Raw genomic sequence first — 25,292 nt, forward strand, 5'->3', positions numbered from 1 at the left:
CAAAAACCCGCTTTAAAAGATAAATGGAGTGTACATATGGCAACAAAATCCTCATCCCGTTCTAAAAGTACAACAAAAAAATCCGGTTCCCGGGGAAAGCGGACCACCAAAAAGGAACAGCAGACCCGCAAGCAGATGTACGCGGTGCTGCTGTTTGCCTTGGGTATTCTCATTTTCTGCCTGGCGGCAGTGCCGGGAGAGAATGCCTGGCTTTCCATCCATCAGTTCCTTTTGGGCTGCTTCAGCTGGTGCGGCTATCTGGTGGGTCCCATTATCATCTATGCCGCGGTGATGGTGGCCATGGATCAGACCGGTTATCCCATTGCTGCAAAAGTTATTTCGGCGCTGCTGCTGATTCTGCTGCTTTGCGGTACCACACAGGTTTTTGTCCGTGGGTATCCGGAAGGCAATATTTTAGAGCTGATTGGACAGCTGTTCAAGGATGGCCAGGAGCTGGCGGGCGGCGGTGTGGCCGGTATCTTCTTCGGTGTTCCGCTGCTCCACTGGTTCAGCTTTACCGGGGCGGCCATTACCATTGTGCTGCTGGACTTTGTGGCGGTGATGCTCCTCTCCGGCGGAACGCTGGTGGGCCTGTTCCAGAATACGGTTGTAAGGCCGGTGCAGAAGATGGAAGAGGTTTATACCAGCGTCTCTGAGGCCAGGGAAACCGCCAGGGCTGCGGCTGCCGTCCAGCCTGCTCCCCCAAGAAAGAAAAACAATCTCTTCAACATCAACGTGGACCTGGATGGGGGAGATGATACGCAGCCTGCCCGCCCCAAAAAGAAAAAGGAACCCCCTGCGCCTACCGTTGAGGAAGACCGGGACAAGCTGCTGGAAGCTGCCCGTGGGCTGGATGCTCCGGCTCCTGAGGCGAACAGAAAGAAAAAGCAGGAGCCCAAGACAGCCCCCAGCCTGTATGATTTTGATGCCCATGAACCCAAGGAAGAACCGAAACCCGCTCCCCAGCCGGTAACCGGCGCGGCTTTACAGCAGGCGGGAGTGGTTCCGGCCAGGGAGCCGGAACCGGAGCCTGAACAGCAGTCCCCACCGCCGAAGGAAGAGGACCTGACGCTGGAGGACATCATTACCCGGGCTGTGTCGGGAGAGGTGCAGGTACCTCAGCCGCCGGTACTGGAAAGCGGCAGCGGTTTGCTGGATTTTGGAGAAGAAAAGCCTGCGGCCCCCGCCGCTGCTGCGGAAGCGCCAAAGCCTCAGCAGACGGAAGCGGCTCCATCCCAGCCGGCAGGGGAGGGGCAGATTTTGCGTCCTGAGTATGCTTTCCCGCCGCTGACGCTGTTGGGTGAAGGAAAAACCCTGCCCAGAGGGGATACCACCAAGGAGCTGAAAGCCAACGCGGACCGGCTGGTGGACACGTTAAAGAGCTTTGGTGTTCAGACACGGATCGTGGACATTACCCGGGGACCTGCTGTGACCCGGTATGAGCTGCAGCCCTCCGCCGGTGTGAAGATCAGTAAAATCACCAATCTGGCCGATGATATCGCCTTGAATCTGGCGGCGGCCGGCGTGCGTATCGAGGCCCCCATCCCCAATAAGGCGGCGATCGGTATAGAGGTGCCCAATAAAATCGTCTCCACTGTACCCATCCGGGAAATTCTGGATTCTCCAGAGTTTGCCGAGGCACAAAGCCGTCTGACTGTGGCGCTGGGAAAGGATATTGCCGGCAGCATCGCCCTGGCTGATATAGGAAAAATGCCCCACCTGCTCATTGCGGGCGCCACGGGAAGCGGTAAGTCGGTGTGCATCAATTCCATCATCATCAGCCTCCTGTACAAGGCCCGCCCCGAAGAGGTGAAGCTGCTGATGGTGGACCCCAAGGTGGTGGAGCTGGGTGGATATAACGGTATACCCCATCTGCTTTCCCCTGTGGTAACCGATCCCAAAAAGGCGGCGGGTGCTTTGTGCACCATGGTCAGCGAAATGCTGCGCCGTTATCAGCTGTTTGCGGACAACGGTGTCCGGGATCTGAAGGGCTACAACCGTCTGGCTGCGGAGCGGGAGGAACTGGAGCCGCTGCCTCAGATCGTCATCATCATCGACGAGCTGGCGGACCTGATGATGGCCTCTCCCAAAGACGTGGAGGACTATATCTGCCGTCTGGCACAGATGGCCCGGGCCGCGGGAATGCACCTGATCATTGCCACTCAGCGGCCGTCGGTAGACGTCATCACCGGCGTCATCAAGGCCAATATTCCCAGCCGTATTTCCTTTGCGGTTTCCTCTCAGATCGACAGCCGTACCATTCTGGATATGGGAGGCGCGGAAAAGCTGCTGGGCAAGGGTGATATGCTCTTTTACCCTGTGGGCAGCGCCAAGCCCGCCCGTGTCCAGGGCTGCTTTGTCACCGATCAGGAGGTGGAGGCGGTGGTAGGCTTTATCAAGAACAGCTCTACAGCCGCTTATGACCAGCAGCTGATGGATGAAATCGAGCGCAACGCCGCCGCTGTGGGCGGCAAGAGCAGCGGCTCCGGAGGCTCCGCCGGCGGTGACGGAGAGGAGGAGGACGAGCTTCTCCAAAACGCCATCGAAGTGGTGGTGGAAGGCGGCCAGGCATCCACCTCCCATCTCCAGCGGCGGCTGAAGGTAGGGTATGCCCGGGCGGCCCGACTGATGGATGAAATGGAGCAAAGGGGCATAGTGGGTCCGCCTGAGGGTTCCAAGCCCCGTCAGATTCTCCTGACCAAGGAACGCTGGTACGAGATGAAAATGAATCAGTCGGACTGATGGCTGAATAAGAAAAGCCCTTGGACTCAAAGCTTTGGAGTGCTCCGGACAGATGAAATATTGGTCCGGGGCACTTTTGTCTTGTTATAAGGAAAAATCGGCGCAGAGCGGTTTGAAGCTGCGGGCATTGGAAAAACAATGATGGAAGATATTTCTTCCCTGTGCGGAAAAGCAGTTTTGCAGTATGGAAAAATGATGGAAGCAAGAAATAGGAGCGATGGAAATGGACCAATTGCGCCAGGCCCTGGGCCTGAACGGACAGCGGATCATCTGTGCGGCGGGAGGAGGCGGAAAAACCAGCCTGCTGTTTCGTCTGGCGGAAGAATACCGCAGCGAGGGGAATAAGGTACTGCTGGCCACCACCACCAAAATGGCCCTGCCGGAGGAATATGGAGCACTGGATCGCACGGCTGAGGAGATCATTGCTCAAATGGACCGGGACGGCTTTGTGGTGGCGGGAACCACCTGGGAAGGAATCAAAATGTCAGAGCTGCCGCCGGGAATTTACCGCCAGGTATCGGAGCGGGCGGATATCGTGCTGCTGGAGGTGGACGGTTCCAAACGGCTGCCGATGAAAATGCCCCGTGAGGGGGAACCGGTGATGCCGGAGCACTATGATTTTCTGGTGACGGTGCTGGGTCTTTCAGGATTGGGACAGCCCCTGGAGCAGGTCTGCCACCGGTGGGAGCTGGCGGAGGAAAGTTTCGGCTGGAAAGGGGACCGGAAGGTATCTCCCCAGGACGCCGCCCGGCTCTTGGCGGCGGGATATGATTCTTTCTGGAAAAAGACAACAGGATGTATTTTTCTCAATCAGGCGGACCGAAGCGGCGAGGCTGCTGCCCGGGAGGTGGCAGAGGCCCTTTCTGATTTTTCCTGCGTGTGGGGCAGTCTTGCCCAGAGGTGGTATCATACCTTGTGATGATACCGGATAAAGAGTTTCAACCTGAAGTGATGTTGATCCGATGATGGACCGGTAAAGAGAATACAGGGTGCATCCCTCACAAATTGGATGGAAACTGTCTGCGAAGCTTTGAAAACAAACCTTTTACCAGACCTGTCTGAAAAGGAAAAAAGTGGAATATAAAGCTTGCAGCAGGTGATTTTCTGAGGGGCAGAGGGAAAATTTCCACACCTGGGGACGAAAAAATCACTTTTTTGCCTCAGAACCATTGCATTTTTTCAAAATCGTGCTACAATGCTCATAACAGCCGTCCTAAAGTGGACGGCAGCGATAGAGGCGCAGCTCTCAGGATACCCCGAAGATTCGGCCGGGCAGCCGACGGGGGAAGGGGTGAGCTGCCGAAGGATTGGTGCTCCGCCCGGGAGACCAGTCCTGGGCCGGCGCAGGAGATGTGTCGGACTGTCACGAAAGTGGAGCGCTATCGTTCATCGGCTTTACAGAATCAGGGGAAGTGTTTTTCCCGTTTTTGCCATGGACACAGGCGCCTTCTTTCCGGCGCGGTCCATGGCGTTTTTGTTTTCCGGCCCTCTTTCCCATCAGCTGCCCGGCATGAAAAAGACTGCTTGAACAGCGGCGATATCTCCTCCATCCCTTTGGAAAACAGTGAAAGCACAGGAATGACCGGTGTTCCCGTGGCTTCAGCTCCAAAGGCCGTGTGTTGGAAATATCCTTCCGCCTGAAAGCCAGTCGATGGAAGAAGAAAGAGAGAGGATCACAAGTGAGAAATTCCTGGTTACGCAGATGTACCTTGTCCTTGTTTACGATACTTACCCTGTTGACGGTACTGGCAGTTCCGGCTTTTGCGGAGGAAGCGGAAGCTGCCGCTCAGCCTGCCATGTATGCGACCTTCTGGGCGCTGGTGCCGCCGGTGGTGGCCATTGGTCTGGCGCTGATCACCAAAGAAGTCTACAGCTCCCTGTTCTGCGGTATTTTGGTAGGCGGACTGTTTTATTCCGGCTTTTCCGCCGAAGGTACCATGATGCACATCTTTGAGGATGGCTTTATCGCTGTCCTCACCGATCCCTATAACATGGGCATTTTGGTGTTTTTGGTCATTCTGGGCGCTATGGTGGCGCTGATGAACAAAGCGGGAGGTTCCGCCGCCTTCGGTCAGTGGGCCTCCAAGCATATCAAAACCAGAGCAGGAGCGCAGCTGGCCACCATGATGCTGGGCGTGCTGATTTTCATTGACGACTACTTTAACTGCCTGACAGTGGGCAGCGTCATGCGCCCTGTCACTGATAAGCACCAGATTTCCAGAGCAAAGCTTGCTTATCTCATCGATGCTACCGCCGCCCCGGTATGTATCATCGCCCCCATCTCCTCCTGGGCCGCTGCGGTATCCGGTTTTGTGGAGGGTGAGGATGGTCTGGCCCTGTTTATCAGTGCTATTCCATTTAATTTTTACGCCCTGCTGACACTGCTGATGATGATTCTTGTGGCGGTTCTCAATGTGGATTATGGTCCCATGGCCCGCCACGAGCGCAATGCCCTGACGGGAGATCTGTTCACCAGCGGCAGTGTTTCCGCCTCTGACGTCAGCGATGAGGTGAAGGGAAAAGGCACAGTGATGGATCTGGTCCTGCCCATTGCCGCCCTCATTGTCTTTTGTGTGGCCGGCATGCTGTATACTGGTGGATTTTTCTCAGGAACAGATTTTGTTACCGCCTTTTCCGGCTCTGATGCCTCGGTAGGTCTGGCTTTGGGAAGCTTCTTCGGCTTTGTGCTGACAGTGGCCCTTTATAAGCTCAGAGGCGTTCTTACCTTCCGTCATTCCATGGACTGCGTGGTGGAAGGCTTCCGGGCGATGGTTCCCGCTATCCTCATCCTCACCTTTGCCTGGACCCTGAAGGCTATGACCGACAGCCTGGGTGCGGCAAACTTTGTGCAGGCCGCCATGGAGGAAAGCTCCAAGGGACTGATGGTTCTCCTTCCCGCCATCATTTTTGTGGTGGGCTGCCTGCTGGCCTTTGCTACCGGCACTTCCTGGGGTACCTTCGGTATCCTCATCCCCATTGTGGTGGCGGTGTTCAACGGTATCGATCACCAGATGATGATCATCTCCATCTCCGCCTGCATGGCCGGTGCGGTCTGCGGCGACCATTGTTCCCCCATCTCCGACACCACCATCATGGCTTCCGCAGGCGCTCAGTGTGACCATGTCAACCATGTTTCCACCCAGCTGCCCTATGCCATTACAGTGGCAGTCATCTCCTTTGTCGCCTACATTGTGGCTGGCCTGACCCATTCCGCCCTTATCTCCTTTGCTGTAGGCGCGGTGCTGCTGCTGGGCTTCCTGCTGGTGATGCGGCAATTTTATCGCAACAGATAATCGATTGCTGATGATGTGAAAAAGTCCCCGGTTCCCGTTTGAAAAGAGCGGAAACCGGGGACTTGCTGCATCTTTTGTTTTCTCCGCAGCTGGGAGGGGATAGGACCGGTGGGCAGGGAAAGCTGCAGAATGGGCTGCCTCAGGGGAGGAGGACCTCCAAAGCGTCAATGACCCTCCGGGGCAGCTCCATGCGGCAGGTGATCATGGGATCTACCGCCTGGCAGATCCGCAGGCTGCCGGAAAGGGACAGCAAAATGCCCGCGTCGGCGCTGGGCAGGGAGGAAAAATCCAGCAGAAACTGCCGCATCCGGCAGGTAGCGCCCCGGGCAGCTTCCTCCATGGTTTTGGCGGAGAAGATGGCCGCTGCCAGGTCTTCCCGGATGAGGAAGGGAGTGGGAAGAGCGCAATCCTTCAAAACGGTGGCGCGAACGGTAACAGCGCCGGAAATTTCCGCTCCGCAGACACAGACCTCCCCATCCCCCATGATGGCGTGGAGGTCTCCCATCGCCAGCAGGGCGCCGGGAACGTTGACCGGCAGGTAAAGGGTGGAACCGGCACAGATACGGTTGCAATCCATATTACCGCCGTGGCTGTCCGGGGTTCCGGTGAGGACAGAGCCTTCCGCCGGGGCCACACCAATCACGCCGATCATGGGCTCCACCGGAAAGGTGAGGCGGTCATTGAAGGTAAGGATGCCGTCCTTCACAGGGAAAATGCGGGTGGTTTCTTTTGTGGGAAGATGGCCGTACACACCCTCCCCGGGCATTTCCACCGCTGTGGCGTGATCCGCCAGGGAGATATCCAGAATCTCTACCTTCAGCACATCTCCGGGCAAGGCCCCTTCCACATAGAGCGGGCCGGTGGCGGGATTGATCCTCTCCCAGTCGATGGCCCCTACCTTTTGTTCCTCGCTGGTCAGCTGGCATCCAAAGCAATCGCTGGTTTCAAAAACCACCTGCTCCCCGCTGGCAATCCGGGCGGCGGGAGGGTGATCCGGCGACATGGAGTAGACGGCTTGATTCCTTGGAATGACGATCATCAGAAATCTTCCTCCTTTCATGTGGGGGTATGCCCCCTGTTCCGGCTTTATTGTACCGTGTTCCAAAAGGCTGTGTCAATGCCGCCTTTGCTTGCGGTGGGACAAAGAGCAAGATATCTCTGTCTGAATATATCCACAGCCATAAGGGGCAGCAGAGGTCACTGGGAAAACAATTATATTCTGCCCATTGATCCTCAGGCAAAAATGCCGTCTGGGAAAAGTGAGCATCAACGACAGGCGTTGTGAAAAATTGATGGTCAGGCAGAAGTCCATCAGACATTCCTCAAAACGTATTTGATCTTCGGAAATGCTGTCGATTGTAAATCCGGGAAAGGAGAAATTCTTTCTTTTTCCCGCCAATACTGTTTTTTCACTTTTTCTGTATAGGAAAAAAGAAAGAAACATGATATAGTTAATAAAAAGGCCGGAAAATAAAAAGATTTTGGAACAAGGCACGCTTTACCGCTCCAGAAAACTGCGGGTACGGCAGGCCACTGTTTTCGGAAAAACCGGCTGAAAGCAATTGTGCACAAGCGGGAAGAAAGAGGTAGGGAAATTGCGGCAGTACCTGCCTGTTTTTATGTTTATGCCTTTGCTGTATCGGGCAGTGATAGCTGCCCTTGTTTTGCGGATGTGAAAGGAGAGAGCAGGCTTTGTATACAGCGTCCAACTATGTTTTGGCACAGTCCCTGGACCAGGCGCTGGAACTGAACCGGAAGAGAAGTTCCGCCATCATCGGCGGAGGCTGCTGGCTGCGGCTGGGCCGGAAAAGGATCGGTACCCTGATTGATCTGTCCGCCCTGGGGCTGGATAAAATTCAGGAAAATGAGGAAGAAATTTCCCTGGGGGCAATGGTCACCCTGCGGCAGATGGAGACGAGTAAGGAGCTGGAGGCGGCCTTCGGCCCCTTCTTCGCGGACATGGTACGCCATATTGTGGGGGTCCAGTTCCGCAACTGCGCCACGCTGGGAGGAAGCGTTGCCGCCCGGTTTGGTTTTTCAGACATCCTCACCGGACTGATGGCGCTGGACTGCCAGGTGGAGCTGGCCCAAAAGGGCCGGATGCCGTTGGAGGAATATGCCCGCCTTGCTCCGGACCGGGATATCCTGACAGCGGTGGTGGTGAAAAAAGATGGAAGAAAGGCGGTTTATCAGTCCGCCCGGAACATCAGCACCGACCTGCCGGTTCTGACCTGTGCCCTGTCCCACAAAGGGGACCTGTGGCGGCTGGTTTTTGGCGCCCGTCCCGGAAAGGCGGAGGCGGTGGAAACCGGTGATCCCGGCAGTTTGGAAAGATTGGCTGGAGAGTTTTCCTTCGGCGGCAATATGCGGGGAAGCGAAGAATACCGGCGGCATCTGGCGGGCGTCCTCACCCGTCGGGCTTTGGAACAGCTGAGGAGGGAAGAAGAATGACGGTAACCATCACACTCAATGGCATCCGGCGCACCGGGGAGGTCCAGCCGGACACCAGCTTGTATACCTTTCTGCGGCAGCAGGGATGTTTGTCGGTCAAATGCGGATGTGAAACCAGCAACTGCGGTTTGTGTACCGTGCATCTGGATGGATGTCCGGTGCTGTCCTGTTCGGTCCCTGCTTTCCGGGCAGACGGCCATGAGGTGACCACCCTGGAAGGCGTCCAAAAGGAAGCGGAGGAGTTCGGCGCCTTCCTGGCGGATGAGGGAGGCGAGCAGTGCGGCTTTTGCAGCCCCGGATTTATTTTGTCGGTGCTGGCCATGGCCCGGGAGCTAGAAAACCCCACTGATGATCAGATCAAAGAATATCTGGCGGGAAATCTTTGCCGCTGCACCGGCTATCAGAGCCAGCTGCGGGCCATCAAAAAGTGGCTGGCTGCCAGGAAGGAGGGGGACAAATGAGCTATGTCAGCAAACCTATCCGCAAGCGGGACGCCATGAGCCTGGTGACAGGCAAGCCGGTGTACACCGGGGACCTGTGTCCTGCAGGGGCGCTGCAGGTTTGTCTGCTCCGCAGCCCCCATGCCCACGCTTTGGTGGAATCGGTGGATAAGACCGCTGCCCTCCGGGTACCTGGGGTGGTGGCCATTTATACCTGGGAGGATGTGCCTCAAAGCCGCTTTACCACCGCGGGACAGACATGGCCGGAGCCCAGCCCTTATGACCGGCTGATTCTGGACCGGCGGCTGCGTTGTGTGGGGGACCCGGTGGCCATCATTGCCGCTGAAACGGAGGAAAGCGCCCAAAAAGCCAGACAGCTGTTAAAGGTGACCTATCAGGTGCTGGAGCCGCTGCTGGACTTCACCAAGGCGCTGGACAATCCCATCATCGTTCACCCGGAGGAAAATTTCCGTGCCCTGTGCGATGTGGGCACCGATGCCGCCCGCAACCTGTGCAGCCAGGAGGAAATGACTGTGGGGGATGTGGAAGGGGAACTGGCCCAAAGCGAAGTGGTGCTGGAACGGGTCTATCACACCCGGGCCAACAGCCAGGCCATGATGGAAACCTTCCGTACATACAGTTATATCGATGAATATGGCCGCCTCAATGTGGTCAGTTCCACCCAGGTGCCCTTTCATGTGCGGCGCATCCTGGGCAACGCGCTGGAAATGTCCCGCCGGGATATCCGTATTGTAAAACCCCGCATCGGCGGTGGTTTTGGCGCCAAGCAAAGCGTGGTCAGTGAAATTTTCCCCGCCTTTGTCACCAAGATGACCGGACGGCCCGCCTATATTTGTTATACCCGGCAGGAGACCTTTACCAACGGCTCTCCCCGCCATGAGATGGAAATGAGGGTGCGTATCGGCGCGGACCGGGACGGGACCATCCGGGTCATTGATCTGTTTGCCCTCTCCAACGCGGGAGCCTACGGCGACCATGGCCCTACCACCATCGGTCTGGTGGGCCATAAAGCCCTTTCCCTTTACGGCACCCTCAAGGCCGCCCGTTTTGGCTGCCAGGTGGTGTACACCAATACTATGGGGGCGGGAGCTTATCGGGGCTACGGCGCCACCCAGGGCATCTTCGCGGTGGAAGCCGCCGTCAACGAGCTGGCGGCTCAGCTGGGGATGGACCCCTGCCTGCTGCGGGAGAAAAACATGGTGCGTCAGGGGCAGATCATGGCCACCTATTATAACGAGCCCTGCAACAGCTGTGCCCTGGACCGGTGCATGGAGCAGGCCAAAAAGATGATGAACTGGGAGGAGAAGTATCCCCGCAAGGTGTTGGAAAACGGGCATATCCGCAGTGTGGGCGTGGCAATGGCCATGCAGGGCAGCGGTATTTCCGGGGTGGACATCGGCAGTGTGGAGATCCGTCTCAATGACGATGGCTTCTATACCCTCCTGGTGGGATGTACCGATATGGGAACAGGCTGTGACACCATCCTTTCCCAGATGGCGGCGGATTGCCTGGAATGCGATCTGGACCGGATCGCCGTACGGGGAGTGGATACCGACCAGTCCCCCTATGATACCGGTTCTTATGCCTCCTCCACCACCTACATCACCGGTATGGCGGTGGTGCGCACCTGTCAGGAGCTGCGGGAAAAGATCCTGGCCATGGGAGCAAAAATGATCGGTGTGCCGGTGGAGCAGGCAGAATTTGACGGCAGACGGGTGTTTGTGCCGGGAGGAAAAGAAATTTCTCTGGCAGAGATCGGTTCCGCCAGCTTTGAGGGGCACAATCACTGTTTGTCCTCCTGTATCTCCCATTCCTCTCCCATCTCGCCGCCCCCCTTTATGGTGGGTATGGCGGAAATTGACCTGGACCCGGAGACCGGTGTGGTGCAGGTGGTGGATTACGCCGCCGCTGTGGACTGTGGTACGGTGGTCAACACCAACCTGGCCCGGGTGCAGACCGAAGGAGGCATCGCCCAGGGCATCGGTATGGCCCTTTATGAGGAAGTGAACCATACTCCCAAAGGACGGCTGATCAATGATTCCTTCCTCCAGTATAAGATCCCCAGCCGTCTGGATCTGGGGACCATCCGGGTGGAGTTTGAGAGCAGCTATGAGCCTTCCGGTCCTTTCGGCGCCAAATCCATCGGGGAGTTGGTGATCAATACCCCCGCTCCCGCTATTTTGGGAGCGATCCTCAACGCCACCGGCAAAGCCTTCCACACTCTGCCGGTAAAGCCGGAAGATGTGGCCATGGCGCTGTTGGAAGACAAGAAATAAAACAACACCATTGGATCAAAGGGGCGGTTCCGTTTTCTCAGAAGGTGGGCCGCCCCATAGGCTTTTTCGACGGCAGACAGGGGAAACACAGAGGTTGTCTGTCAGTCGGTTCCGGCAGTGGAAAGGCCGTGGGAGAAGAAAAACAGGGAGGAGCGGGAGAAATGACCAGGATTATTCTACTGGCGGCAGGGGCTTCCCGCCGGTTCGGCAGCCAGAAACTGTTGGCCAGTTTTCAGGGAAAACCCCTTTACACCTGGGCTTTTCAGGCAGCGGCGGACTCCGGATGTCCTGTAACGGTGGTGACCCGGCAGGGACTATTGGATCAGCAAGCAAAAGAGTGGGGTTTTTCCTGTGTGCTGGCTCCCGAAGGGAAGGGACAGGCGCTTTCGGTCCGCCTGGGAACCGCTTCTGCCTGTAAAGGAGAAAACCTTTGCTTCTTTGTCTGCGATCAGCCCCACTTTCCCGGCTGCGGATTGAGACAATTCATAGAAGGATTTGAAAAAAGCGGTCTGCCTCTGGGGCGGGTCCGGGCGGAAGGAAAGATGGGCAGCCCCACTGTTTTTTCCCCATCCCTGGCCGAAGAGCTGATGGCTCTCACGGGGGATGAAGGGGGACGGTCTGTTTTCAAAGGCAGAGAAGGGGAAACCTATTATCATGAAGTGCCTTTTCAGTGGCTGCAGGATTATGATCGTCCCTGGCAAAATACTTAAAGTATATAAAATCTGTATTATACTAAAAATAGACTTGCTTCGACAGTTTACAGGATGCTGGAATGAATACAATGAGATCTGAAATATACTAATTGTATATTTATTGCGAAAAATTCCGTCTGTACATATGGAATAGGGTTGTGATGTTGGAGGTGCCCAATGCTGACACAACAGCAGATTGAGGATGGGCTCCGGGCGCTGGGAGTAATGTCTGGGATGATGCTGGAGGTCCATAGTTCCCTGAGCAGCTTCGGACCGGTGGAGGGTGGAGCGGAGACGGTCATCCGTGCGCTGAAAAAATGCTGCGGACCTGAGGGGAGCATCTTCATGCCGGCCTTGCGCCTGGGCCGGGAGCAGCAGCTGACAGAGGGGGACCGGGCGTTGGGAATCACCACCAAAATTCCCATTCTGCCGCAGGATTGTGAGCGCAGCGCCATGGGGTTGATCGCAGACACTTTTCGTCGCCAGCCGGATACCTGGGTGGGAACCGGTGTATTCCGTATCGCGGGATGGGGCCTCCATGGAAAGGAGGCCGTGGAGGACGGCTTGGAGTACCCTCTTCGCCACGGCGGCAAAGGGCTGCTGCTGGGGGTGGACATTTATAAGCTGACGTCGATGCACTATGTGGAGGAGGATCTTCCCGAGGAGATCCGGCATATTTTTGCCCCCAGCGAGGAAGCGAGAGCCCTTTACCCAGCAGAAAAGTGGTTCATAGAAGGGGGAAAACCGCCGGTGAAGCCCTGGTATACGGTCCAAAGGCTAGCAATGAAACAAGGAAAAATCAAAACGGGAGAAATCGGAGCGTGCAAGGCAATGTTTTTTGACCTGTGGGATGTGGTGGGGCTATATCAGCAGCTGCTGCGGCAATGTCCCTATCAGCTGTATGGCCTCCAACCCTGGGAAAAGGTGAAAGAGCCGGATTGCTGCTGACAGAAAGGAGAGATCCAAATGAGATGTCCCTATTGCGGTAAAGAGATGGAACAGGGTTATATCCAGTGCCGGGACGGTGTGATCTGGAACAACAAAACGGTGCCGGTGGCAGTTTTGGGGAGCCTCTCTTTTAGCGCTCTCAGGCTGGGAGAATACCGTGGCCCCTGGGGCGGCCATGCGGTGGTGGCATGGAACTGTACTGATTGCCAAAAAATTATAATTGATTACTGAAATGTGAAAATGCTGCGGGCCCGCAGACTACAAAAGACCTTGTTTCAAGGAATACATAAAATTCAAAATCATAAAAATCAGGACATGCGCCTGATTTTTATACCACGCCCCGCGCCCACTGGGGCGCGAAACCGGGGGTATCGCCGCCGGTTTCGTCAGGAACCAGGCGGCGTATCCAGGGGGTATTGGATACCCCCTGGAAGCGTGTCGAATTTTTTCGACACGCTCAGGGCCCGACAGATCAGAAAATCTGGTCTGTCGGGCCCGGTTTTGTGACAGTATAAGTTCAGTTGAGGGAAAAATAAAATGTGCTTGGCCTTTGCGGGGAATAAGCGCCAGAGACAAAAAAAGGGCAAAGGTATTAATCGTCGGTTGTGTTCTGTCCCCCAAAGGCAAACTCTGCCATCTCCACCGCCAAATCGAACATCCGGGGGCTCTGCCGCTCCAGAATGGAGAAATCCACCTGGAGGATCAGATCATTTTTCGCCGCCCCAACCACGCTGTAGACCCAGCTGGTGGCCACCTTTTCCGGCTGGGTGGACAGATCGCAGAAAATCACATCCGGCTCCAGAATGGCCACCTGCTCCTCGGGGAAAAGCCAATCGGTGTAATCAGCGGCGTCATTGACAAAACCAATGCGCTCCAGCAGCCGGCTTTCAAAGGTCTCTCCCGTAGCCATGTGGTAGTCCATCTCCCGCAGGAAAATCGCCCGGAGGATCTGCCCGTCATGGGCGCTGGCCCAGCTTTGGGAGAGAGCCAGAGCGTCATCCAGCTTTTCCTCCAGGGAGGCATAGTATTCTTCCCCACGGGTGGCCCCTGAGGTTTGGCCGCTCATGGCCAGGGCAAGGTCCAGGTAATTGGCCTCCAATTCCTCAAAGGTTTGCGCACGGGGCAAAATCAGCACCGGAATGTCCTGCTGCTGAAACCAGATCAGGTCATCCTCCTGAAGGGCCACCGATGACACCACCAGATCCACCGGACGGCGAGAGATCATCTCCCGGTCCAGGGAAAGAGGAGAGCCGCAGGGGGTCTTTTGCTCCACCTCCTGGGGCCAGTCGCAATAATCGCTTACCCCCACCACGCGGCTGCCGTAACCCATATCAAAGAGCATCTCGGTGGTGCCTGGGGTGAGGGAGAGGACCCCTTTGGGGGCATCCTCAATGATGGTGTCCCGCACCTCCACCGGAAACTCCGGGGCAGCTTCACTTTCGGAGGAAGAGGAGGCCTCATTCTCCTCCCCAGCCGTGCCGCAGGCAGCCATGGACAGCACCATTGCCATAGCCAGAGCAAAGGCCAGAAATCGTTTCTTCATTGCAGGCTCCTTTCCTGCCGGGACAGCTCCACCGCCATCTCCGCCAGACGCTCGCCGTCGCTGTAGGTGGACAGGGTCCCCGCCTGACGGCGAAGAGCCGCCGCGCCCCGGACGCCGGTCATGTACCAGCCGCAGTGCTTCCGGGCTTCCCGCATCCCCACATTTTCTCCTTTATACCGGATCAGCAGCCGCAGATGACGGAGCATCACTTCCATCCGCTCTTCCATAGGCGGGGTGGGAGTGTAGCTGCCTGTGGTGAGATAGTCCCGGATCTGTCCAAACAGCCAGGGCGCGCCCAATGCCCCCCGGCCCACCATCACCAGATCGCAGCCGGTTTGCTCATACATGGCCTTGGCCTTTTCAGGAGTGTCCACATCCCCGTTGCCGATGACCGGGATGGAAACCGCCTCTTTTACCTGCCGGATATAGTCCCAGTCCGCCGAGGGAGCATACATCTGCGCCCGGGTCCTGCCGTGGATGGTGACGGCGTCGGCGCCGCTGGCCTCTGCCATCCGGGCAAATTCCACGCCGTTGATGTGGGCGTCATCCCAGCCCTTGCGGAACTTGACCGTAACTGGGACGGGAGAGGCATCCTTCACCGCCCGGATGATCCGGGAAGCAAGCTCCAGGTCCTTCATTAAGGCGCTGCCGCCGCCGTTCCCCGCGATTTTGGGGGCGGGACAGCCCATATTGATGTCTATGATGTCCGGGTGATAGTCCATGGCCAGGGCCACCGCCTCTCCCATAGCGGCGGGGTCTCCTCCAAACAGCTGCACCGCGCAGGGATGCTCTGTTTCTCCCAGCTCCAGCAGCTGGGCGGATTTCCGGCTTCCTTGCCCCAGGCCCTTGGCGCTGACCATCTCGCCCACCAGGTAAGCCGCGCCAAAATCTTTGCACAGCTCCCGGAAGGCCCGGTCACCCACTCCCGCCATGGGGGCCAGTGCGGCAGTAGGTTCTATGGATATGGTTCCGATTTTCATGGGATCTCCTTTGCATTTTAACGATAAAGCTCCCTCTGGGGAGCCTGATGAAATGAATTATACACGAAAGTTGCCTCAACTACAAGTTTACAGGGGACGAAAGGAAAGATTTGTGATATACTAATCTCGTCCTGTGTGAGCAAAAGCACCGATGGCAGAAAACAGGCAGTAAAGGCGGGCGGGGGATTTCCCAGGCAGATAAAGAAAATACTGCCGCAGCCTGTATCGTTCTTTTTTGCTGGCGGACGCTCCCCGGGACAGCTTAGTTTTGATCTTTAACGGAGGTTTTCCATGAAGATATTGGTCGTCGATTCCAACAGCATCCTCAACCGGGCCTTTTACGGTATAAAGCTGCTGACCACCAAGGATGGCAGCTACACCAACGGCATTTACGGTTTTTTCAATATCGTCCTCAAGCTCATCGAGGACAATGCCCCGGACCGGGTAATTTTTGCTTTTGACCTGAAGGCCCCCACCTTCCGCCACAAGATGTACGAGGGCTATAAAGCACAGCGGAAGGGGATGCCTCCGGAGCTGGCTCAGCAGCTGCCGGTGGTCAAAGAACTCATCGGCCAGCTGGGTTATGAGATCATTGAGCGGGAAGGCTACGAGGCGGACGACATCCTGGGAACCATCGCCCGGCAGGGAGAAGAAGCGGGGGACCAGGTTCTGCTGGCCACCGGAGACCGGGATTCCCTCCAGCTGGTGACCGACCAGGTGACGGTGATCCTGGCCACCACCAAAGCGGGAGGGGCCCAGTATATTCCCATGACCCCCGAGGCGGTGCGGGAAAAGTATGGCGTGGAGCCCCGGCAGCTGATCGAGACCAAAGCACTGATGGGGGACAGCTCCGACAATATCCCGGGGGTACCGGGCATCGGGGAAAAGACTGCCTTTTCCCTCATTCAGAAATACGGCACCGTGGAGCGGCTGTATGAAGATGTGGACGCTCTGGAAACCACCCCGTCGGTGAAGAAAAAACTGGCGGCGGGGAAGGAAATGGCGGAGCTTTCCCGGAAGCTGGGAGAAATCTGCTGCGAGGCGCCGGTAGGGGATTTCCGCCAGGACAGCCTGCGGAAGGAACCGGACCGGGACGGCTTGTACCGCACCCTCAGCCGTCTGGAGCTCCATACTCTTATTAGGCGGCTGGATCTGCAGCCTCCCGCTGAGGGAGAGGCCCCTGCCCCGCAGGAGCGGACAGAGAAAAAGATCGTCGCCATCAAAGAAAAATGGCCGGAGACATTGCCGGAACGGTTCGTTCTGCTGACCCGGGGAGAGAATGTCACTTCCGCCGCCATTGTGACGGAGGATACCATTTGGTATCAGCCCCAGCTGACAAGGGAGCAGCTGAAACAGCTGGCGGAGGCTCCGGGAGAGAAGCTGCTGGACGATTCCAAGCCGGTCCACAAGGCGGCTCTGGCTATGGGCAGCCGTCTGACCGGGGTGACCTTTGATATCCGGCTGGCGGGATATCTGCTCAGCCCCAATTCCACCGCCTACACGGTGGAGCGGCTGGCGGGAGAATATGGAGCGGCCCCCCTTCATTCTGACTGGAACGGGGAGGAGATGCCGGAGCTGGTGCGGGACGGCCTGCTGGCGATTACGCTGATCCGGCAGCTGGAGGAGGCCATTGACCAGAACGGGCAGCGTAAGCTGCTGACAGAGATGGAGATCCCCCTGGCGGAGGTGCTGGCCTCTATGGAGCTGGAGGGCTTCTATATTGATTTGGAGGGCCTGCGGGCATTCGGTGAGGAGCTTTCCGGGCTGCTCGCCGGGCTGGAGGAAGAGATTTATCAGCTGGCAGGGCATCCCTTCAACATCAATTCCCCCAAGCAGCTGGGAGAGGTGCTTTTTGACCAGCTGGGACTGCCCACCGGCAAAAAGACCAAGAGCGGCTATTCCACCAATGCCGAGGTGCTGGAGGGCCTCACACCCTATCACCCCATTATTTCAAAAATTCTGGATTACCGGAAATATATGAAGCTCCGCTCCACCTATGTGGAGGGGCTGGACAAGGCGGCGGGACCGGACAGCGTCATCCGCAGCTCCTTCAATCAGACCGAGACCCGCACCGGCCGCATCAGCTCCGCGGAACCCAATATGCAGAACATTCCCATCCGCACCGAACCGGGGAGCAGGATGAGAAAGTTCTTTGCCGCCCGTCCCGGTAATCTTCTCATTGACGCCGACTATTCTCAGATCGAACTGCGGGTGCTGGCGGCCATCGCAGAGGATAAAAATATGATCGACGCCTTCCTGGCGGGGGAGGACATCCACACCAACACCGCCGCCCAGGTCTTTGATATGCCGCCGCTGTTCATCACCCCTCTCATGCGCAGCCGGGCAAAAGCGGTCAACTTCGGCATCGTTTACGGCATCGGCGCTTTCTCCCTGTCCAAGGATATCGGGGTGTCGGTGGCGGAAGCGGATCAGTATATCAAAAACTATCTCAAAACCTTCAGCGGTGTGCGGGACTATATGGAGCGCACGGTGGAAGAGGCCAAGGAAAAGGGCTATGTATCCACGCTCTTTGGCCGCAGAAGGTATCTGCCGGAGCTGAAAAGCAGCAATCACAACCTGCGCAGCTTCGGTCAGCGGGTGGCGATGAATATGCCCATTCAGGGCACCGCCGCCGATATCATCAAAATCGCCATGGTACGGGTCTACCAGCGGCTCAGGGAGGAAGGGCTGAAAGCCAAGCTGATCCTCCAGGTCCACGACGAACTGATTGTGGAAGCGCCGGAAGAGGAAGCAAGCCGGGCGGCGGAAATCGTCCGGGACGCCATGACCCATGCGGTGAGTCTGGCAGTGCCCATGGAGGTGGACCTGAAGATCGGCAAAGACTGGGCCGAGGCCCACTGACCGGGAAGGGGGTACGCCATGGAAAACGAACGGATTGTGCCTATGGAGCGGCGGCACCTGGATGAGCTGGCCCAACTGGAGAAAATTTGTTTTTCTCACCCCTGGAGCCGGGATGGACTGGAGGAGGAGCTGGGGCGGCCCGGTTCCCTCTTTCTGGTGGCGGAAGCCCCGGACGGTCAGGTGATGGGTTATGTGGGGTGCCAGTATGTGCTGGATGAAGGATATATCACCAACGTAGCGGTATTTCCCCAATATCGCAGACAGGGAGCGGCCAAGGCTTTGCTGGAGACTCTGGAGCAGGAAGGCCGGCGATTGGGTTTGTCCTTCCTTTCCCTGGAGGTGCGGGAGAGCAATGCTTCCGCTCAAAATTTGTATGAAAAATCAGGCTATCGCCAGGAGGGGCGGAGAAAAAATTTTTATACCGACCCACGGGAGGATGGTTTGATTTTAACCAAACGATTCAAACAGGAGGAAGTAAGGTGATCGAAGGAGTTTTGTTTGACATGGATGGACTGCTGGTAGACACCGAGCCCATCTACCACAATGCCAACACCGAGGCTATCGCCAGCATGGGCTATGAGCCGGACGATGCCTATCTCCGCCAGTGCATGGGTCTGTCGGTGCAGGCCTGGGGGGAGGCCCTCTATGCCCATTACGGCAAGGATTTTCCCCTGGACGAGATGCGCCGCCGGATGGACAAGATCCGTACCCGCGTTTTTGAAGAGGATGGCATCCAGAGCATGAAGGGCGCCAAGGAACTGCTGGATTATCTGGATGAAAAGGGCATCCCCAAGGCGGTGGCCAGCTCCACCCCCAAGGAGAAGGCACAGTACATACTGGGACGGGCTGGCCTGGGAGGCCGGTTTGAAGTGGAAGTATACGGCGACATGGTCAAGCGCAGCAAGCCCAATCCCGACATCTTCCTTCTGGCCGCTTCCCTGTTGGGCAAGGAGCCGGAGAAGTGCATGGGTCTGGAAGATTCCCAGAATGGTATCCGGGCCTGCCGGGCGGCGAATCTCTTTACCGTGTGGGTGCCGGATCTGGCTCCGGTGACCCCCGAGCTGCTGAGTTTGGCGGACCGGAAGGTGGACAGCCTGCTGGATGTCATTACCTTGCTGGAGGAACTGAATCGGGCGTAAGAAAAATAAGCGCTGCAAAGGATGGAACAAGATGCGGATACTGAGTATTGAAAGCTCCTGTGACGAGACCGCCGCCGCGGTGGTGGAGGACGGCAGGAAGGTGCTTTCCTCGGTGGTGTATACCCAGATCGAGGAGCATCGGAAATATGGCGGAGTGGTGCCGGAGATCGCCTCCCGCCGCCATGTGGAGCATATGGTGGATGTGGTGGAGGAAGCCATCCGGCAGGCATCCATGACCAAGGAAGAGCTGGATGCCATAGCGGTAACGGCGGCGCCCGGCCTCATCGGGGCGGTGCTGGTGGGAGTGAATTTTGCCAAGGGACTGGCCCTTTCCCTGGGCAAGCCCCTCATCCCGGTTCATCATATCCGGGGCCATGTGGCGGCAAACTATCTTACCCACCCGGAGCTTACGCCCCCCTTCCTCTGCCTTATTGTCTCCGGCGGTCACAGCCATATTGCCCAGGTGCTGGATTATACCCATTACCACATCATTGGACGGACCCGGGATGACGCCGCAGGGGAGGCCTTTGACAAGGCCGCCAGATGTTTGGGATTCCCTTATCCCGGCGGGGTGGAACTGGACCGCATCTCCCATGAGGGAGACCCGCACCGGTATCAGCTGCCCACCCCAAAGATCGATACCCCTTATGATTTCAGCTTTTCGGGTCTGAAAACAGCGGTGGTCAATATGACCCACAACGCCCAGCAGAAGGGGGAGACCATCGATGTCAAGGATATGGCCGCCAGCTTCTGCTGCAAGGTGACCGATATCCTCTGGGGCCGGTTTGAAAAGGCGGCGGAGGATCTGGGAGCGACATCGGTGGCCCTGGCGGGAGGAGTTTCCGCCAACAGCTGGCTCCGTGCCAGAGCCCAGGAGCGGTGCGCCCAAAAGGGCTGGAAGCTGTATCTGCCGGAGCTGAAGCTGTGCGGAGATAACGCTGCTATGATCGGTTCCCAGGCTTACTATGAATTCCAGGCGGGAAATCTGGCTGGCATGGACCTTAATGGCAGGCCCTATATGGAGCTGGACGATCATTTTTAAGTTTCAAATTCAATAAAGGCGCAGAAAAGCCCCGGACAGATTGGCTGTCCGGGGCTTCAGACTGTAGAAAAAACCTGTTTTAAGAAACAAATGAAATTTAAAATTATAAAAATCAGGACATGCGCCTGATTTTTATACCACGACCCGCGCCCACCGGGGCGCGAAACCGGGGGTATCGCCGCTGGTTTCGTCAGGAACCAGCGGCGTATTCAGGGGGACTGGGTCCCCCTGGAAGTGTGCCGAATTCCTTCGGCACACTCAGAGGGACATGCACCTGATTTTTATACCGCGACCCGCGCCCACCGGGGCGCGAAACCGGGGGTATCGCCGGTGGTTTCGTCAGGAACCAGCGGCGTATCCAGGGGGACTGGGTCCCCCTGGAAGTGTGCCGAACTCTTTCGGCACACTCAGAGGGACATGCGCCTGATTTTTATACCACGACCCGCGCCCACCGGGGCGCGAAACCGGGGGTATCGCCGGTGGTTTCGTCAGGAACCAGCGGCGTATCCAGGGGGTATTGGATACCCCCTGGAAGCGTGTCGAACTTTTTTCGACACGCTCAAGCCCCGGACAGATTAGCTGTCCAGGGCTTTGGTGTGTAAAATCATTTGTCAGCTGAAAATATGGGAAGGCGGCGGTTTATCCGCCGCCTTCGGCCGCCCCTGGGCGGCTGGTTTTCCCTCCAAAGCGGCAGGCTTTGGAGGGCTGTTTATTTATCCCAGCACCTGTTGGGGACTCACTGCTTCCCGCAGCATCTCTTTCAGATTGGTGTATCGCAGAGTCCGGCGGTCATTTTCCACCATTTCCGCCACAGTGCCGGGATCACCATCCATTACCAGCAGGCTTCTGGCCCGGGTGACGCCGGTATACAGCAGATTCCGATAATGAAGCTTGGGATGGCGCTGCATCAGGGGCATCACCACCGCCTGAAACTCGCTGCCCTGGCTTTTGTGAACAGTAATGGCGTAGGCGTGCTCCAGCTGGTCGGCATTATCAAAGCTGTACTGAGCTACCCGATCATCGAAGCGAACCAAAATGGTTTTGGAGCTGGGGTCCAGCATTTCAATGACCCCGATATCACCGTTGAAGATGCCCATTCCTTCCTCGCCGCTGTCCATCCGGTAGGTGATGTCATAATTATTGCGGATCTGCATCACCTTGTCCCCCTCACGGAGAATCCGGCCCAGAGAATTCAGCTGAGACTTGTTCCGGTCCGGAGGATTGAGGGCCTCCTGCATCCGGCGGTTCAGCTCCTGGGTGCCCAGGGGCCCCTTCTTGCCGGGAACAATGATCTGAATATCCCACAGGGGAGAATAGTGGTAGCTGTTGGGCAGGCGGCGGACACACAGATCAACTGTCAGGTCCTGGGCCTGCTGCTGGCTCTGACACCGGAGGAAAAAGAAGTCCTTGTCCTTTCGGTCCAGCACCGGCAGTTCCCCATGGACGATGGCGTGGGCGTTGGTGACGATAAGGCTTTCCGCAGCCTGGCGGAATACCCGGTCCAGATGGACGGTGGGGACCACATCGCTGTCGATAAGGTCCTTGAGAACATTTCCCGCCGCCACCGACGGAAGCTGGTCGCTGTCTCCCACCAGAATCAGCTTGCTGCTCAGCTTCATTCCCCGGAACAGACTTTCCAGAATCAGGGTGTCCACCATGGACATCTCGTCAATGATCACCGCGTCCACAGGCAGGGGATTGCGCTCGTTGCGCTTAAAGGTAAGGCTGTCCCGTCCCGGGTCCACCTCCAGCAGGCGATGGATGGTTTTGGCCTCCCGTCCGGTTACTTCGGTCATCCGTTTGGCCGCCCGGCCGGTGGGGGCCGCCAGAGCCACCTTCATTCCCTGGCGCTCCAGCAGGGTGAGGATGCCGTTGAGGGTGGTGGTTTTACCGGTACCGGGGCCGCCGGTGAGAATGAAGAGATTGTTGGAAAGGGCCTCGCCGATGGCCTTTTTTTGCAGCTGATCGTACTGGATCCGCAGTTCCGCTTCCAATTGGTCGATCTCGGAAGTGTGATCCTCCGGCTCCGGATTTTGCAGCTGGAACAGCAAAGCGATCCGCCCGGCGATATAGCTTTCCGCCCCGTACAATTCCGCCAGATAGACAAAATGCCGTCCATCCCGGTCATAGAGGGCCAGCGTATTGTCCTCCGCCATGGATTGGATGGCGTCCTCCACCTGATGACGGGGGACGTCCAGATATTGGGCGGTGAGGTCCGACAGCTTTTCCAGGGGCAGGCAGACATGGCCGTTGTGAGTATTGTGGCGCAGCACATAGGCTACCCCCGCGCTCACCCGACAGTAGCCGTCATGGGGGATGCCGAACTCCTCCGCCATCAGGTCGGCGGACTGGAAGTCCAGCCCCACCTCCTCACAGCAGAGGACGTAGGGATTGTTGCGGACTGTTTCCTCCGTCACGTTTCCCCAGCGCTTCCAGACCCGGATGGCCATGGCCGGCTGGATACCGTACCGGCTGAGAAACAGCATCACGCTGCGGATGCCATAGAGACGCACAAATTCTTCGTTGATGGATTTTGCCTTGGCGGGGGAGATGCCCCGGACGGCGGTAAGGGCCTCCGGCTGCTTTTCCATTACCTCCAGGGTGCGGTCTCCAAATTGGGCCACCAGCCGCTTGGCCAGGGCGGGCCCCACTCCCTTGATGGCGCCGGAGGCCAGATATTTTCCGATGGCGGCAGCGGTGCTGGGGAGGGTCCGCTCAATGGTCTGGGCTTTGAACTGACTGCCGTAGGTGGGATGGGAGGTGAAATAACCGGTGACAGCGATCTCCTCGCCCTCTCCCACCAGAGAAGTCTCTCCCACGACGGTAATCAGTTCATCTCCCACCCCCACCGCCAATACAGTGAAGCCGGTATCTTCATTGTGGAAGATGATATCCTCTACAGAACCTTCCAGCCGCTGGATCTCCTTTTCCGACATGGTACACGTCCTTTCCATCCGCCATCATCAAAGCCGGCGGCATACTCCCTGTCAGTTAACAGGATTCATTATAATCCATTTCCCCTTCCTTTTCAAATCCCTCCGCCAGGCAGTGCCAATTTTGCGCGAGGGAAAGTCCATGATCCTGGCAGAAGCGCAGGCACACCTCCCGGGAACAGCCTCCCTCAGGACACAGGACCGCCAGGGATACCCGTTCCAGACCCGGCTGCCCCCGTAGGGCCTCCAAAACTCCCGACAAACGGCTTTCCGCAGCGGGATCGTCCGGGCGGATCTCCACCACCAGAAAGGCCCGCTCCGCCTCCGCGCCATGGGTCAGCCACCGCCAGAAGATCAGCAGCAGCTGTGTCAGGCCGAAAGCAGCCAGCGCTGCCGCTGCGCCGTACAAAAAGAACATTTCCATCAAAACCCCTCCTTTGAAGGAAAAGGCACCCTTTTATCGGGAACCGATGTCTCATTCTATGAAAAAGGGGAAAACAGGGTGAGAAACGAAAATATGGCCTTGTGAGGAGGCGAAAAGATACAGCCGAAGCTTTCAGGGAAAACCGGTGGATATTGAACAAACCATGCTGATGAAAACAAGTTTCGCCTCGTCAGTTTGAAGATATCAGGAGCGGCAAAGGAGAAAAAGCAAAAAAGAACTGTTCATTTCAGCTTTGGTGTACTATAATGAGGACTATTATGGCCCGGATGTCATGGGGGACAGTCCGTAAAGCAGCAGGAAGATGTTTGACTTAAAGGGGAGGGGAAGCTTTTGAAACACAGTGAAAGGGGTTTTCGGCAAAGACTGCACATGATCCTCGCAGCGGTAAAATCATTTCTGGACAGGAAGGATATTGTCATTTCCCCCCGGCGCTATGGGGTGGAAGCCATGGGAGCGATGGCCCAGGGACTTTTTTGCTCTCTGCTCATCGGTACCATTCTCAATACAGCCGGCACCCAGCTGGGATTGCCTTTTCTCAATCAGGTAGGGGCTGACGCCTCCCAAATGAGCGGCGCGGCCATGGCGGTGGCCATCGGCTATGCCCTTCACTGCCCTCCGCTGGTGCTCTTTTCCCTGGTTCCGGTGGGCTTTTCCGCCAATACCCAGGGGGGAGCGGGAGGACCTTTGGCGGTACTGATCATTGCCATCCTGGCTGCGGAAGCAGGTAAAGCGGTATCCAAGGAAACCAAGATCGACATTTTGGTGACCCCCCTGGTGACGGTACTGCTGGGAAGCGGGCTGTCCGCCTGGTGGGCGCCCGCCATTGGAAAAGCGGCTTCATCGGTGGGACAGATCATTATGTGGGCCACTGACCTGCGCCCCTTCCTGATGGGAATCGTGGTATCGGTGGTGATCGGCATTGCCCTTACCCTTCCCATCTCTTCAGCAGCCATCTGCGCGGCATTGGGGCTGACCGGCCTGGCGGGAGGAGCGGCAGTGGCGGGATGCTGCGCCAATATGGTAGGCTTTGCTGTTCTGTCCTTTCGGGAGAACCGGTGGGGCGGACTGGTAAGCCAGGGTTTGGGAACCTCCATGCTTCAGATGGGCAATATTGTCCGCAATCCCCGTATCTGGCTGCCTGTTATCGGAGCCTCTGCCGTTACCGGTCCCCTGGCCACCTGTCTGTTTCAGCTGGAGATGAATGGCCCCGCTGTATCCGCGGGAATGGGGACCTGCGGAATGGTAGGACCTATCGGCGTCTGGTCCGGGTGGATATCGGATATTTCCGCGGGGACCAAGGCTGCTGTAACGGCGATGGACTGGGTGGGACTGATACTGATCTGCTTTGTCCTTCCCGGCATTCTAAGCTGGGCTTTTGGCCTGTTTTTCCGCCGCGTGGGGTGGATCCGGGAAGGTGATTTGAAGCTGGAATAATGGATGTCCATTATGGGAACAGTGCTGCTTCCCTGTGGCTGCATACCATCT

At 57.2% G+C, this 25,292-nt stretch carries 19 protein-coding genes and 1 riboswitch; of the genes, 14 read left to right on the top strand and 5 right to left on the bottom strand.

The window, feature by feature from the left end:
* The first annotated feature begins 36 nt into the window (after window positions 1-36).
* The 3 genes from BQ5383_RS10720 to BQ5383_RS10730 all read left to right on the top strand — a co-directional run bounded on the left by BQ5383_RS10720 (window position 37) and on the right by BQ5383_RS10730 (window position 6,035).
* The gene (locus BQ5383_RS10720; protein ID WP_071431857.1) at window positions 37-2,742 is read left to right on the top strand and encodes an FtsK/SpoIIIE family DNA translocase; all 2,706 of its coding nucleotides are present in this window, start codon (window positions 37-39) and stop codon (window positions 2,740-2,742) included.
* 223 nt (window positions 2,743-2,965) lie between these two features.
* On the top strand, window positions 2,966-3,661 hold the full coding sequence (gene yqeC, locus BQ5383_RS10725) for a selenium cofactor biosynthesis protein YqeC (RefSeq protein ID WP_071431859.1): 696 nt from the start codon (window positions 2,966-2,968) through the stop codon (window positions 3,659-3,661).
* Window positions 3,662-3,966: 305 nt separating this feature from the next.
* Window positions 3,967-4,132, top strand: a riboswitch (Lysine riboswitch).
* Between the two features lie 289 nt (window positions 4,133-4,421).
* Window positions 4,422-6,035 carry a Na+/H+ antiporter NhaC family protein gene (locus BQ5383_RS10730; RefSeq protein WP_071431861.1) on the top strand — a complete coding sequence of 538 codons (1,614 nt, stop codon included), beginning with the start codon at window positions 4,422-4,424 and terminating at the stop codon, window positions 6,033-6,035.
* Between the two features lie 139 nt (window positions 6,036-6,174).
* Here BQ5383_RS10730 and BQ5383_RS10735 read toward each other — a convergent pair whose 3' ends face one another.
* Window positions 6,175-7,074 carry an acetamidase/formamidase family protein gene (locus BQ5383_RS10735; protein WP_071431863.1) on the bottom strand — a complete coding sequence of 300 codons (900 nt, stop codon included), beginning with the start codon at window positions 7,072-7,074 and terminating at the stop codon, window positions 6,175-6,177.
* Window positions 7,075-7,727: 653 nt separating this feature from the next.
* On the opposite strand from BQ5383_RS10735, the gene BQ5383_RS10745 reads away from it, so the two are divergent.
* The 6 genes from BQ5383_RS10745 (at window position 7,728) to BQ5383_RS10770 (ending at window position 13,094) form a co-directional block, all read left to right on the top strand.
* Window positions 7,728-8,486 (top strand): FAD binding domain-containing protein, encoded by a 759-nt coding sequence (locus tag BQ5383_RS10745; RefSeq protein ID WP_071431867.1) that lies wholly within the window; start codon window positions 7,728-7,730, stop codon window positions 8,484-8,486.
* Window positions 8,483-8,947: a (2Fe-2S)-binding protein gene (locus tag BQ5383_RS10750; RefSeq protein ID WP_071431868.1), complete on the top strand. Its 465-nt coding sequence runs from the start codon at window positions 8,483-8,485 to the stop codon at window positions 8,945-8,947. Before BQ5383_RS10745 ends, BQ5383_RS10750 begins: the two co-directional genes overlap by 4 nt.
* Window positions 8,944-11,223, top strand: a complete 2,280-nt coding sequence (locus BQ5383_RS10755) for a xanthine dehydrogenase family protein molybdopterin-binding subunit (RefSeq protein ID WP_071431870.1) — start codon at window positions 8,944-8,946, stop codon at window positions 11,221-11,223. Before BQ5383_RS10750 ends, BQ5383_RS10755 begins: the two co-directional genes overlap by 4 nt.
* A gap of 161 nt (window positions 11,224-11,384) precedes the next feature.
* Window positions 11,385-11,933: a nucleotidyltransferase family protein gene (locus tag BQ5383_RS10760; RefSeq protein WP_071431872.1), complete on the top strand. Its 549-nt coding sequence runs from the start codon at window positions 11,385-11,387 to the stop codon at window positions 11,931-11,933.
* 159 nt (window positions 11,934-12,092) lie between these two features.
* Window positions 12,093-12,863, top strand: a complete 771-nt coding sequence (locus BQ5383_RS10765; protein WP_071431874.1) for an AAC(3) family N-acetyltransferase — start codon at window positions 12,093-12,095, stop codon at window positions 12,861-12,863.
* Window positions 12,864-12,881: 18 nt separating this feature from the next.
* Entirely contained in the window at window positions 12,882-13,094 is a 213-nt protein-coding gene (locus BQ5383_RS10770; protein ID WP_071431876.1) for a PF20097 family protein, read from the top strand.
* Window positions 13,095-13,455: 361 nt separating this feature from the next.
* Here BQ5383_RS10770 and BQ5383_RS10775 read toward each other — a convergent pair whose 3' ends face one another.
* Complete coding sequence (locus BQ5383_RS10775) at window positions 13,456-14,406, bottom strand: ABC transporter substrate-binding protein (protein WP_071431878.1); 951 nt, start codon at window positions 14,404-14,406, stop codon at window positions 13,456-13,458.
* The gene (gene dusB, locus BQ5383_RS10780; protein ID WP_071431880.1) at window positions 14,403-15,386 is read right to left on the bottom strand and encodes a tRNA dihydrouridine synthase DusB; all 984 of its coding nucleotides are present in this window, start codon (window positions 15,384-15,386) and stop codon (window positions 14,403-14,405) included. Before dusB ends, BQ5383_RS10775 begins: the two co-directional genes overlap by 4 nt.
* A 291-nt stretch (window positions 15,387-15,677) precedes the next feature.
* Here dusB and polA point away from each other — a divergent pair, with 291 nt between their 5' ends.
* From polA to tsaD, 4 genes are read left to right on the top strand one after another with little or no spacing between them, the layout of a single operon-like run.
* Window positions 15,678-18,248 carry a DNA polymerase I gene (polA, locus tag BQ5383_RS10785; protein ID WP_071431882.1) on the top strand — a complete coding sequence of 857 codons (2,571 nt, stop codon included), beginning with the start codon at window positions 15,678-15,680 and terminating at the stop codon, window positions 18,246-18,248.
* Between the two features lie 18 nt (window positions 18,249-18,266).
* The gene (gene rimI / locus BQ5383_RS10790; protein ID WP_071431884.1) at window positions 18,267-18,731 is read left to right on the top strand and encodes a ribosomal protein S18-alanine N-acetyltransferase; all 465 of its coding nucleotides are present in this window, start codon (window positions 18,267-18,269) and stop codon (window positions 18,729-18,731) included.
* Window positions 18,728-19,387, top strand: a complete 660-nt coding sequence (locus BQ5383_RS10795) for an HAD family hydrolase (protein ID WP_076944476.1) — start codon at window positions 18,728-18,730, stop codon at window positions 19,385-19,387. Before rimI ends, BQ5383_RS10795 begins: the two co-directional genes overlap by 4 nt.
* 31 nt (window positions 19,388-19,418) lie before the next feature.
* On the top strand, window positions 19,419-20,429 hold the full coding sequence (gene tsaD, locus BQ5383_RS10800) for a tRNA (adenosine(37)-N6)-threonylcarbamoyltransferase complex transferase subunit TsaD (RefSeq protein ID WP_071431886.1): 1,011 nt from the start codon (window positions 19,419-19,421) through the stop codon (window positions 20,427-20,429).
* A 713-nt stretch (window positions 20,430-21,142) separates the two neighbouring features.
* Here tsaD and recD2 read toward each other — a convergent pair.
* Complete coding sequence (recD2, locus tag BQ5383_RS10805; protein ID WP_071431888.1) at window positions 21,143-23,365, bottom strand: SF1B family DNA helicase RecD2; 2,223 nt, start codon at window positions 23,363-23,365, stop codon at window positions 21,143-21,145.
* Window positions 23,366-23,420: 55 nt separating this feature from the next.
* Complete coding sequence (locus BQ5383_RS10810; protein ID WP_071431890.1) at window positions 23,421-23,786, bottom strand: hypothetical protein; 366 nt, start codon at window positions 23,784-23,786, stop codon at window positions 23,421-23,423.
* 390 nt (window positions 23,787-24,176) lie between these two features.
* On the opposite strand from BQ5383_RS10810, the gene BQ5383_RS10815 reads away from it, so the two are divergent.
* Window positions 24,177-25,241, top strand: coding sequence for a PTS sugar transporter subunit IIC (locus tag BQ5383_RS10815; RefSeq protein ID WP_071431892.1), 1,065 nt, complete (start codon window positions 24,177-24,179; stop codon window positions 25,239-25,241).
* Window positions 25,242-25,292: the final 51 nt, after the last annotated feature.

Origin of the sequence: Angelakisella massiliensis (assembly GCF_900104675.1) — a bacterium.
Classification (GTDB): Bacteria; Bacillota; Clostridia; order Oscillospirales; family Ruminococcaceae; genus Angelakisella; species Angelakisella massiliensis.